Genomic DNA, 11,717 nt, shown 5'->3' on the forward strand with positions numbered 1-11,717 from the left:
AAGATTTTAGCTAGCTTTTTTATTTTATGTAAGATAAAACATCTAGAAGAATTTCTAGATGTTTTTTTATGATATAATCTTTTTAGGATTATAAGGAGGATTTATGTGGAATAAGAAATTATTAACAGTAATTAGATATTCATTGCTACTTATTATCATTGCAAGTATAGTAATGCATAAAAATGATATAGATAAAATTGAAATAGTTTTTGTCCTTACATTTATAATAAACAATCAACTAAGGTTCTTTTCTTTGGATAAGATAAGTTATAGATGCCTATCTTTTATCGTAGAATTAGCTATGATAATATTTTGCTACAAATATATAGGTGGATATCTGTTCGCATATCTTGTACTAATAGCTTTAGATAGTAACATACTCTTTAAGAACCCAATAAAAACTATACTAAATGTATTAATAACATTTGAAGGAATGATGTTATCTTTAAAAGATCCATTAGATACTCAGATAATGAATATGAGCATAGTTATAATATTAATCTTAATATTATATTTTATAAATGATGAATATAATAAGAAAATAGAGGCACAGGAATTATATGATAAGCTTAGAATATCTGAAGATAAGCTTAAAAAAGCTAATAATGATTTAGAGATGTATGCAAGTTCAATTGAGGAAATAACTCTGTTAAGAGAAAGAAATAGACTGTCTAGAGAAATACATGATAGCGTAGGGCATGCTCTATCTACAATTATTATACAATTAGGTGCTATTGAGAAAGTAGTAGATAAAAACCCTACTGGAGGAAAACAATTAGCAGCTAATCTTAGAGAATTTACGCAAAAAAGTCTAAATGATGTAAGAGGTGCAGTAAGAGAAATAAAACCTAAGGAATTTGAAAATTATGAAGGAATTATAATCATTGATGAGTTAATAAATAAATTTAAAAAACTTACAGGGGTGGATGTAAGATTATCATTCACAAAGGAAAAGTGGGCATTAAATTCAGATCAAACCTTTGTAATATATAGAATAATACAAGAATTTTTATCTAATTCATTAAGACATGGGAAATCCACTGTAATAAAAATAACAATGGCATTTAACGAATATAGTTTAATAGTTGCATTAAAGGATAATGGAATAGGTAAAGATAAGGTAATTGAAGGTTTAGGTCTACGAAGCATGAGAGAAAGAGTAGAGGAACTAGGTGGTGCCTTTGATTATTCTACAAAACCTAATGATGGATTTTTAGTAAGAATAGAATTAGATAAAAAAGAAAAATTAAAAATCTATTCACAGGAGGAAGAATCTTGAATAAGATAAAACTAATACTGGTAGATGATGAAAAGTTAATAAGGGATGGATTAAAAATTATATTAGAAAGTTATGATGATATAGAAGTAATAGATGTTTGTTCTAATGGAAGAGAAGCCTTAGAGTCTTGTAAAAAAAATCCTCCTAATGTAGTTTTAATGGATATAAGAATGCCTCAGTGTGATGGAGTTACAGGAACAAAACTTATAAAAGAACAGTTTAAGGATATAAAAATTCTTATATTAACAACATTTAATGATGTAGAATATATTCAAGAAGCCTTAAAATATGGGGCATCAGGATATATACTTAAAGATAGTGATTACGACTTAATATATGAGGGAATAAAGGCCTGCATAAAAGGTACAATAGTAATTAATCAAGAAGTCGCTAATAAAATGCTAGGATCAGGGCTAAAAACTAATAAAAAGAATTTAGAAGATGTAAAAATCCGATACAATTTGAATTCTAAAGAGATTAATATTATAAAAGAAATAGCAAATGGACTATCTAATAAGGAAATAGGAGAGAGGTTATTCCTATCAGAAGGAACTATTAAGAACAATATAAGTAATATATTATCAAAATTATCGTTAAGAGATAGAACACAATTGACTATATTTGCATTTAAAAATGATATAGCAGATGAATAGTGACTTAAGTAACGGCTTATAGTTACTTAGGATAATAGTAAATCCCCTTTTAGTATTTTAAAATATTATTAAAGTACTAAAGGGGGATTTTTTTATGAATTATATAGAAGTTAAAAATATTACAAAAAGATTTGATGATAAGTTGGTTTTAGATAATATATCCTTTAATATCGAAGAAGGAGATATATTTGGTTTAATAGGACCTAATGGAGCGGGAAAATCTACATTAATAAATATAATTACTGGATTATTAAAAAGTAATGGTGGAGAAGTAAATATAGGTGGATATTCTATAGAGAAGCAACCGCTAGATGCTAAGGGGCTAATAGGACTTGTACCTCAGGAGTTAGCTCTTATGGAAGAATTAACAGCCTATGATAACTTAGAATACTTTGGAGCCTTTTATGGGTTAGGGGGAAAGCTACTAAAGGAAAGAATTGAAGAAGCTTTAGTGGTGACTGGATTAGTAGATAAGAGGAAGGAAAAAGTCAAAAAATTCTCAGGCGGAATGAAAAGACGATTAAATCTAGCTGTAGCTATAATGCATAAGCCAAAAGTATTGATTATGGATGAACCTACAGTAGGAGTTGATCCTCAATCAAGAAACTATATATTTGAGTTTATAAAAAGAATTAATAAAGAAAATAAAACAACAGTAATTTACACGTCTCACTATATGGAAGAAGTAGAAAGCTTGTGTAACAGCATATTTATAATAGATTTAGGTAAAGAAATAGCATCTGGATCAAAATCTACTATAAAGGCTATGTCTAGTGAAAATGGAACAATAAAATTAAGAATAGACGATTATAACGAGGAGTTTATAGTTAAAATAAAGGAATTAAAAGGGGTAAAAGATTGTTTTAGAGAAGAAGATAATATAAAAATATTAGTTAGAGAATTAGTTTTTAAAATAGAAGATTTATTGAATTTAGTAAGTAAAGAAGGAAAGAAAATAAAGTATTTAAATATAGAAGAAGCATCTTTAGAAGAGGTCTTTCTAGCACTTACTGGCAAGAAATTAAGGGATTAGGAGGGCTAAAAATGAAAGTAAAAGCTACTATAAAAGTTACAGTTAAAGCGTTACTGGCACAATGGAAGCAAGTATTACTAATGTATGCAGTATTTCCATTACTGTTAATAGGGGTAATGGGATATTTTCAAAGAGATTTATACAAGCCTGAGACAAAAATAGATGCGATAAATATTTCTATAGTAGATAAAGATAAAAGCGATGTATCTAAAAATTTTATAAGTTTACTAAATTCTGATGAATTGAAAAATCTGTTTAATATATCTGACAATGGAGATTATATAATTAATATTCCTAAAAATTATGAAAAAGATTTACTCCAGCTTAAAGATACTACAATTACTATAGATGAAAAAAACAGAGTATCAAGGCAGAATGAAGTAATATTAAAGTCATTAATAGAGCAATATGGAAAAAGCTTAACAGAATCTTTAATAGTAAATAATAATATGGATTTAAGAGACAATGAAGAAATAATAAATAAAATAACGACAACATTAAAATCAATAAATGAAACAACTTCTATAAAAAGCAATAAAATAGAAGCTGAAAGAGTTCTTACATCCTTTGAGAACCAATCTGCATCTATGATGACTTTTATGCTTTTTACTATTATTATGGGCTGTGTTGCAGGATATCATCTAGATAAAGAAAATGGAAGTTTTAAACGATTGATGTCTACATCAATAACTAAACAAACATTTTTTAAACTTGATTTATTAATATTTTTTATGTCTAGCTTTGTATATGGAGGTATATATGTTATAGTTTCTAGAATTGCAGGGTTTGCATTTAAAGGAGTATCTTTGATTAATATAATAGTTTTATTATCAGTACAAAGCATACTTATAACTGCACTGTCAGGATTGATAATTGCATTTTTAAGCAAAAAGGTTTCACAGATAGTAATAATTCTGTTTATGTATTTTCAAATTATATTTGGTGGAGGATTTATACCGTTAAAGGAAATATCTAATAAAGTATTTTTAACTATAGCTAAGTTCTCACCTGGGGATATAATTACAGATGCATATAGAAAATGTATGCTGTTTAATTCTATTAAGGATATCTCTACTGAATTAATATTGATGTTAGCAATATCAATAGCTGCATATTTAATAAGTATAACTAAAGTAAGACTTAGATGGGAGGAATAGTGGATGAAATTTATTAGAATGGTATTAGTAAATTGTAAAAAATACATCAGGGATTATGCCAATATAGTAATGATGTTTGTAGTTCCCATAGTCTGTGTAGGAATGGTAAATGTGTTAGCTGGCAAAGGTAGTAGTGGATTAGATATAAAGGCAGCTATAGTAAATTTAGATAAAGGTGATTTAGGGAATAAGCTAGTAGAGGATTTAGATGTAAATAGCATATATTCTGATAAGGATAAGGCACTAGAAGATTTAAAAAAATATGAATCTATAGCTGTGTATGAAATTCCAGAGAACTTCACTGAAAATATAAATAAAGGAATTAAGCCTATAGTTAATTCTTATAAGATCGAAGAGGGAAATAGTACTTTAATATTTGAATCTAAGCTTGAGAAAGATATAAATAATCTAATGAAGATAAAATTGTTTAAAGATAATAATGTAATAAATGAGGAAAGTGAATTAGATAAGAATATAGTAAATGTAGAATATAATATGCACAAAGGGTTGTTATCAACTGAGTCATTTATGCCTATAGTTTTAATAATATTCTTTTTAGTAACATTTTCTGCAAATATAACTGTTGACTTATTAAGACTTAGAAAACAGAGAATATTAGAAAGATTTTTAACTACAAATAATAGAGGTTATGAAATAATGGGAAGTATTTATATTTCTATGTGGTTAGTGCAAATAATTTTTTATACAGCCTCATTTGTAGTTCTTAATACTATATTTAAATATAATTTTGAGAATTTTGGGATACTGCTTTTGAATATTTCATTGATGAGTTTGGTATCTATAAGTTTAGGAATAATGATTAGCAGATTGTTTAAAAATGAAGGTGTAGCAAGTTTGGTAGTTTATTTAACATCACTACTAATGTTCTTTGTATATATTAATACTATAGAATCAGGTGGAAAATCAGAAGGAATTATGGCAACATTAGCTAAGTTCACACCATTTTATTGGTCATTAGGAAGTATAGAAAAATCTGTATTGTTTCCAAATGTATTTATTTTATTATTGTTTGCATTGATATTCTTTAGTGCAGGAAGTATTAAATATTCAAATTTTGCTAAAAAAATTAATTAATTAAGAGGGTGACTAATATTTTTAAATTAGTTGCCCTTAAATTTCTATTAAAAAGATGTTGACATTACATAAGCTCGTTGATATAATACTAATTGTTGTAACATACGGAGAGATGGTCGAGTTGGTTTAAGGCACCGGTCTTGAAAACCGGCGTACGTGTGAGCGTACCGTGGGTTCGAATCCCACTTTCTCCGCCATTATAATTTAAAGATATTTTCAGCTTGGAGAAATACTCAAGTGGCTGAAGAGGCGCCCCTGCTAAGGGCGTAGGTTGGGCAACCGGCGCCCGGGTTCAAATCCCGGTTTCTCCGCCAAAAATACACTGATATTTATATCAGTGTATTTTTTTGTTATAATATTTATAATTACATTCCTGTTAATTTTAAAATATTTATAAGATATATTAGGAGTAAAGAGATGAGAGAAAATATTATAAAACATAAATCAAGAGACTCTAAAGAATTGTCATTATATAAATGGGAACCAGAAAATAAAGAGAATATAAAAGGAATAGTTCAAATAGTTCATGGATCCTGTGAACATTCAGGGAGATACAGAGATTTTAGTAGTTTTTTAGTTCAAAATGGATATGTAGTTTATTCTAATGATCATAGAGGACATGGATTGACAGCAGAAAGTGAAGAGGAGTTAGGTTTTATTGCGGATAAAAATGGATGGGAAGTTTTAGTTGAAGATGTTTTAGAAATAAATAAACTAATAACTAATGATTACCCTAACTTACCTATATTTATGATTGGTCATAGCATGGGTTCTTTTATAGCGAGGCATTACGCTACTTTATATGGAAACACTATAAAGGGAGTTGTGTTAAGTGGTACGGCTCATAATAATAGATTACTTTTAAAGTTTGCGATAACACTTTCTGATATATATATAAAAATACATGGAAACAAATATAGAAGTAAGTTCATAAATTATTTAACTTATGGAGCATTTAATAGAAAAGTAAACAGCCATAGAACAAAATATGATTGGATTTGTATAGATGAAAAAGTAGTAGATGAATATGAAAAAGATGTTCATTGCGGATATATATTCACCAGTAATGCGTTTAAAGAAATGTTTAGAGGACTTTATTATATAACAAACATTAAAAATATAAAAAAGACACCAAAAGATCTTCCTATATTATTACTATCAGGTAAAAAAGATGTAGTAGGAAATGAAGGGAAGATGGTTATCAAATGTTATGAAAAATATAAAGAAGCAGGAATAGAAGACTTAGATATAAAGTTGTATGAGAAAATGAGGCATGAGATATTAAATGAAGTTGGAAAAAAAGAGGTATATGAGGATATACTAAGCTGGATCAGAAAACATTTAACTATTGACTAATACTATGTTGGTTGATATAATAAATTTTGTGAAAAATGGAGAGATGGTCGAGTTGGTTTAAGGCACCGGTCTTGAAAACCGGCGTACGTGTGAGCGTACCGTGGGTTCGAATCCCACTTTCTCCGCCATTATAATTTAAAGATATTTTCAGCTTGGAGAAATACTCAAGTGGCTGAAGAGGCGCCCCTGCTAAGGGCGTAGGTCGGGCAACCGGCGCCCGGGTTCAAATCCCGGTTTCTCCGCCAAAGAACAATTTTAAATTGTTCTTTTTTTGTTTATAAAAGAAAATGTGATTTAATTTATTTTGTACTTAAGAAATTTCTCATAAAGAAAAATAAAAAAGTAAGAGAACAATAATATAATGACAGATATTTCAAATAGATTTAAAAACATTAATTGATATAGTCACAGAAGCACATTGAGATAAATATATAAGAAGAATATAATATTATTGGTCAGTTAAAATTTGCTAGTAAGAAGGTGGGATATTGCTAAAGGGTGACAAAGTTTATTTAAGGTTAGTAGAGAAAAAAGATGTAAGTAGAATTTATAATATATGTTCTGAGCCAGAGGTTAGAGAGTATGATGGTGGGCAGTCTACATTACCATCTTTACAGTATATGCTTAAGCATTTTGATGATATGTTTAATATTGAAAGAAAAAGACTTTCTATAATAAATGAAAAAGATGTTTTAGTAGGGTATATAACTTATAAGGAAATAAAAGATACTTTAGATGTGTATTCTATAGGGATAACTATAGGAAGTAAGTTCTGGGGACGAGGATATGGGAAAGACTCTATAAAAACGTTAGTAGATTATTTATTTGTGAATAATAATGCTCATAGAGTAGAATTAGAGGTTGTAGATTATAACCTAAGAGCGATAAGATGTTATCTTTCTTGTGGTTTTATAGAAGAGGGACGCAAAAGAAAAAGATATTTCTTTCAAGGAAAATATAGCGATACAGTTATGATGAGTATTTTGAGAGATGAATATTTAAAATAATATAGAGAGAAAACCTAAGATTATAATTAAATCTATATATCTTAGGTTTTTTTATTTTTTGAAATAAATGATGAAAACGTATTGACTAACATATACGTACAAGTTATAATTAAAACATAGAGAACTTGTACGTATATGTTTAGATTGCAAAAAAGTTTTCTGTTTCTGGAATTATAAATATTTTAGGGGGTTTTTTTAATGGGTAAATTTCAAAATGATGCTCAAGAGTTATTAGCACTTGTTGGTGGAAAAGAGAACATATCAGCAGTAACTCATTGTGCTACAAGAATGCGTTTTGTTCTAGTAGAGCCTAAAAAGGCAGATGTAAAATCTATTGAAGCTTTAAAGAGTGTGAAAGGCACATTCACTCAAGCAGGACAGTTTCAAGTTATCATAGGTAATGAAGTTTCAACTTTTTACAACGACTTTACAGCAATAGCAGGAATAGACGGGGTAAGTAAAGATCAAGTAAAATCAGTTGCTAAGGGAAATATGAATGTTTTCCAAAGATTATTAGCTGATTTAGCAGAAATATTTGCACCACTTATACCAGCTCTTGTAGTTGGAGGTTTGATATTAGGTTTCCGTAATGTAATAGGTGATATAAAACTTCTAGAGGGAGGTACTAAAAGTTTAGTTGAAGTATCTCAGTTCTGGGCAGGAACTCATGCATTCTTATGGCTTATTGGAGAAGCTATATTTCACTTCTTACCAGTAGGAATCACTTGGTCAATATCTAAAAAGATGGGCACAACTCAAATATTAGGAATTGTATTAGGTATTACTTTAGTTTCACCTCAGCTTTTAAATGCTTATGGAGTGGCTGGAGCTACAGAAATTCCTTTCTGGGATTTTGGTTTTGCAAAAGTTCAGATGATAGGATACCAAGCACAAGTAATTCCAGCTATGCTTGCAGGATTTGTTTTAGTGTTCTTGGAAAAGAATATACGTAAAGTAGTTCCTGAATATATATCTATGATAGTAGTTCCATTTTTAGCATTAGTACCAACAGTTTTAATAGCTCATACTGTATTAGGTCCAATAGGTTGGAAAATAGGTTCAGCTATATCAACTGTAGTTTATGCAGGATTAACATCAGGATTAAATTGGTTATTTGCAGCTTTATTTGGCTTTGCATATGCACCACTTGTTATAACAGGATTACATCATATGACAAATGCTATAGACATGCAGTTAGTTGCTGAATTTGGAGGAACTAACCTATGGCCTATGATAGCATTATCAAATATTGCTCAAGGTTCAGCTGTACTAGCTATGATATTCTTAAATAGACATGATGAAGATGAAAAGCAAGTATCTATTCCAGCGGCTATTTCATGTTATTTAGGTGTAACTGAGCCTGCTATGTTTGGTATTAATTTAAAATATGTATATCCTTTCTTCGCAGCAATGATAGGTTCAGCTACAGCGGCAGTAGTTTCAGTAGGAGCTGGCGTTATGGCTAACTCAATAGGTGTTGGAGGACTTCCAGGGATATTATCAATACAGCCTAAATATATGGGGATATTTGCAATAAGTATGCTTATAGCCATAGTAGTACCATTTATACTGACTGTAATATTTAATAAAAATAAAATACTAGCTAAAAAATAATTTGCATTTATAGGAAGGAACCTAATTAGTTCCTTCCTTTAGTACTATAAATTGAAGCATAAGGAGTAAATAAATATGAAGGACTTTAAAAAGAGTGTGTTTTATCAAATATATCCTAAATCTTTTAAGGACTCGAATGGAGATGGGTTTGGGGATATAAAAGGGGTTACTACTAGTTTAGGATATTTAAAAGATTTGGGCGTTGATTATATATGGCTGACACCTTTTTATATATCTCCTCAGAAGGATAATGGATATGATGTTGAGGATTATAAGAGTATAGATAAAAGATTTGGAACTATGGAAGACTTTGAAGAATTAGTAGCAGAATCTAAAAAACTTGATATAGATATAATGTTAGATATGGTTTTTAATCATACATCAACAGAACATCAATGGTTTAAAAATGCATTAAATGGAGATAAAAAGTTTAAAGATTACTATATATTTAAAGCTCCTGTGGATGGAAAAGAACCTACTAACTGGATATCAAAATTTGGGGGAAATACCTGGGAGTATGTAGAAAAGTTTGATGAGTATTATTTACATCTATTTGATAAGACTCAAGCTGATTTAAACTGGGAGAATGAAGCTGTTAGAGAGGAAATATATGATGTTGTTAACTATTGGGTAAAAAAAGGCGTGAAAGGCTTCAGATTAGATGTTATAAATCTGATATCTAAACCAGAAGAATTTATAAATGATTACGAAGGTGATGGTCGTAGGTTCTATACAGATGGTCCTAAGATACATGAATATCTAAAGGAGCTTAATAGTAATAGTTTTGGGAAAAATAAAGATTTAATCACAGTAGGTGAGATGTCTTCAACAAGTATAGAAAACTGTGTTAGATATTCAAATCCACAAGAACAGGAATTAGATATGGTGTTTAACTTTCATCATTTAAAAGTAGATTATAAAAATGGTGAAAAGTGGACCTTGATGGATTTTGACTTCATGAAATTAAAGAATCTATTAAACGAATGGCAAATAGGAATGGAAAAAGGATGGAATGCCTTATTTTGGTGTAATCATGATCAGCCTAGAATAGTATCGCGTTTTGGAGATGATAAAAACTATCCCAAGGAATCAGCAAAAATGCTAGCTACAACCCTTCATTTGTTAAGAGGCACTCCCTATATTTATCAAGGAGAAGAAATAGGCATGACAAATGCATATTTTGATAATATAGAGGAGTATAGAGATATAGAATCAATTAATTATTATAATATTTTAAAGTCAGAAGGAAAAAGTGAAAAAGAAATAATAAAAATACTGCAAGCTAAATCTAGGGATAATTCACGTACACCAATGCAATGGAGTAGTGAAAAAAATTCTGGATTTACAGAAGGGATTCCATGGATACCACTAAGTAAAAATACAGATATAACGGTTGAAAGTTCTTTAAGAGATGAAGACTCAGTTTATTATCATTATAAGAAGCTAATATCTCTAAGAAAAGAGCATGATATTATAGCTTATGGAAACTATAGACCTATATTAGAAGAAAACTTAAAGGTTTTTGGGTATATAAGAAGTTATGAAAATAAGGAGCTTATAGTTTTAAATAACTTTTATGGAGAAACTATAGATGTAAAAGAATTTGTAGATGAGTATAAGACGTTAGATATATTAATATCTAATTATAAAGATTCTACTAAAGATTTAAAAAATATTAAACTTAGACCTTATGAATCCATTGCATATATTATTGAAAAATAAATATAAGAGAGTATATTGTTGAGAAGTAGATATAGTCATGTTAAAATATTTATGGTGATAATATATGAATAGTAAATATATAACTCTCTATAATAAAATTATAGAAAAAATAGAACAAGGAAGTTATCCTCCTAGTTCAAAACTTCCATCGGAAAATGAGTTGATGGAAAAATATAAATTCTCTAGAGATACAGTGAGAAAAGCACTAAATATGCTTGAACACAATGGATATATAAATAAAGTAAAAGGTAAAGGCTCCTTTGTCCTAGATATAAATAGGCATAAATTTCCGGTATCTGGCTTAATAAGCTTTAAGGAAATGGCTGAAAGTATGGAGGGGGAGTCTAAAACCTTAGTTAAAAATTTAGAACTAACTAAAGGTGATAAATTTTTAAGAAATAAGTTAGTTTTGGAAGATGATGAAAAGCTCTGGAAGGTTGTCAGAGTAAGAGAAATTGGTGGTAAAAAAATTATATTAGATAAAGACCACTTTAACAGTACATATATTCCAGAATTAACTGAAGAGATATGTAGAGACTCTATATATGACTACATAGAAAAAGAGCTGGGACTAAAGATAGGATTTGCAAAAAAAGAGATAACAGTTAGATCTAGCTCAGAAGAAGACATAGAACATTTAGACTTAGAAGGATATGATATGATAGTAGTAGTAGATACCATGGTTTATTTACAAGATGGAACTCTATTTCAATACACAGAATCAAGACATAGACCTGATAAATTTAAATTTGTAGACTTTGCTAGAAGAGCTTATTAATATTGTTCTAAAAGATTCCTAAA

Annotated in this window: 10 protein-coding genes and 4 tRNA genes; all 14 read left to right on the forward strand. The window is 29.1% G+C overall.

Features of this window, described 5'->3' with window-relative positions; genetic code table 11:
• The first annotated feature begins 103 nt into the window (after positions 1-103).
• The 14 genes from P8F83_RS18735 (at position 104) to treR (ending at position 11,694) form a co-directional block, all read left to right on the forward strand.
• Positions 104-1,279 carry a sensor histidine kinase gene (locus tag P8F83_RS18735; protein ID WP_326512232.1) on the forward strand — a complete coding sequence of 392 codons (1,176 nt, stop codon included), beginning with the start codon at positions 104-106 and terminating at the stop codon, positions 1,277-1,279.
• The gene (locus P8F83_RS18740; RefSeq protein WP_326512233.1) at positions 1,276-1,932 is read left to right on the forward strand and encodes a response regulator transcription factor; all 657 of its coding nucleotides are present in this window, start codon (positions 1,276-1,278) and stop codon (positions 1,930-1,932) included. The genes P8F83_RS18735 and P8F83_RS18740 overlap by 4 nt, the downstream gene beginning before the upstream one ends.
• Before the next feature lie 94 nt (positions 1,933-2,026).
• Positions 2,027-2,965, forward strand: a complete 939-nt coding sequence (locus P8F83_RS18745; RefSeq protein WP_326512234.1) for an ABC transporter ATP-binding protein — start codon at positions 2,027-2,029, stop codon at positions 2,963-2,965.
• Between the two features lie 11 nt (positions 2,966-2,976).
• On the forward strand, positions 2,977-4,122 hold the full coding sequence (locus P8F83_RS18750) for an ABC transporter permease (protein ID WP_326512235.1): 1,146 nt from the start codon (positions 2,977-2,979) through the stop codon (positions 4,120-4,122).
• A 3-nt stretch (positions 4,123-4,125) separates the two neighbouring features.
• The gene (locus P8F83_RS18755; RefSeq protein WP_326512236.1) at positions 4,126-5,217 is read left to right on the forward strand and encodes an ABC transporter permease; all 1,092 of its coding nucleotides are present in this window, start codon (positions 4,126-4,128) and stop codon (positions 5,215-5,217) included.
• A 106-nt stretch (positions 5,218-5,323) separates the two neighbouring features.
• A tRNA-Ser gene (locus tag P8F83_RS18760) sits at positions 5,324-5,414 on the forward strand.
• 26 nt (positions 5,415-5,440) lie between these two features.
• Positions 5,441-5,531, forward strand: a tRNA-Ser gene (locus P8F83_RS18765).
• Between the two features lie 103 nt (positions 5,532-5,634).
• Positions 5,635-6,573, forward strand: a complete 939-nt coding sequence (locus tag P8F83_RS18770; protein WP_326512237.1) for a lysophospholipase — start codon at positions 5,635-5,637, stop codon at positions 6,571-6,573.
• Between the two features lie 37 nt (positions 6,574-6,610).
• A tRNA-Ser gene (locus P8F83_RS18775) sits at positions 6,611-6,701 on the forward strand.
• A 26-nt stretch (positions 6,702-6,727) separates the two neighbouring features.
• A tRNA-Ser gene (locus P8F83_RS18780) sits at positions 6,728-6,818 on the forward strand.
• A gap of 243 nt (positions 6,819-7,061) precedes the next feature.
• Entirely contained in the window at positions 7,062-7,580 is a 519-nt protein-coding gene (locus P8F83_RS18785; RefSeq protein ID WP_326512238.1) for a GNAT family N-acetyltransferase, read from the forward strand.
• A gap of 198 nt (positions 7,581-7,778) precedes the next feature.
• The gene (treP, locus tag P8F83_RS18790) at positions 7,779-9,194 is read left to right on the forward strand and encodes a PTS system trehalose-specific EIIBC component (protein WP_326512239.1); all 1,416 of its coding nucleotides are present in this window, start codon (positions 7,779-7,781) and stop codon (positions 9,192-9,194) included.
• A gap of 75 nt (positions 9,195-9,269) precedes the next feature.
• Positions 9,270-10,916 carry an alpha,alpha-phosphotrehalase gene (treC, locus tag P8F83_RS18795; RefSeq protein ID WP_326512240.1) on the forward strand — a complete coding sequence of 549 codons (1,647 nt, stop codon included), beginning with the start codon at positions 9,270-9,272 and terminating at the stop codon, positions 10,914-10,916.
• Between the two features lie 64 nt (positions 10,917-10,980).
• On the forward strand, positions 10,981-11,694 hold the full coding sequence (treR, locus tag P8F83_RS18800; protein WP_326512241.1) for a trehalose operon repressor: 714 nt from the start codon (positions 10,981-10,983) through the stop codon (positions 11,692-11,694).
• Positions 11,695-11,717 lie beyond the last annotated feature (23 nt).

The organism is Clostridium intestinale, from assembly GCF_035905475.1.
GTDB lineage: Bacteria > Bacillota > Clostridia > Clostridiales > Clostridiaceae > Clostridium_T > Clostridium_T intestinale.

Bases quoted from the DNA above. Each gene is read 5' to 3' on its own strand.
- P8F83_RS18735 (WP_326512232.1), top strand. From the start codon at position 104: ATGTGGAATAAGAAATTATTAACAGTAATTAGATATTCATTGCTACTT.
- P8F83_RS18745 (WP_326512234.1), top strand. From the start codon at position 2,027: ATGAATTATATAGAAGTTAAAAATATTACAAAAAGATTTGATGATAAG.
- P8F83_RS18750 (WP_326512235.1), top strand. From the start codon at position 2,977: ATGAAAGTAAAAGCTACTATAAAAGTTACAGTTAAAGCGTTACTGGCA.
- P8F83_RS18755 (WP_326512236.1), top strand. From the start codon at position 4,126: ATGAAATTTATTAGAATGGTATTAGTAAATTGTAAAAAATACATCAGG.
- P8F83_RS18770 (WP_326512237.1), top strand. From the start codon at position 5,635: ATGAGAGAAAATATTATAAAACATAAATCAAGAGACTCTAAAGAATTG.
- treP (WP_326512239.1), top strand. From the start codon at position 7,779: ATGGGTAAATTTCAAAATGATGCTCAAGAGTTATTAGCACTTGTTGGT.
- treC (WP_326512240.1), top strand. From the start codon at position 9,270: ATGAAGGACTTTAAAAAGAGTGTGTTTTATCAAATATATCCTAAATCT.
- treR (WP_326512241.1), top strand. From the start codon at position 10,981: ATGAATAGTAAATATATAACTCTCTATAATAAAATTATAGAAAAAATA.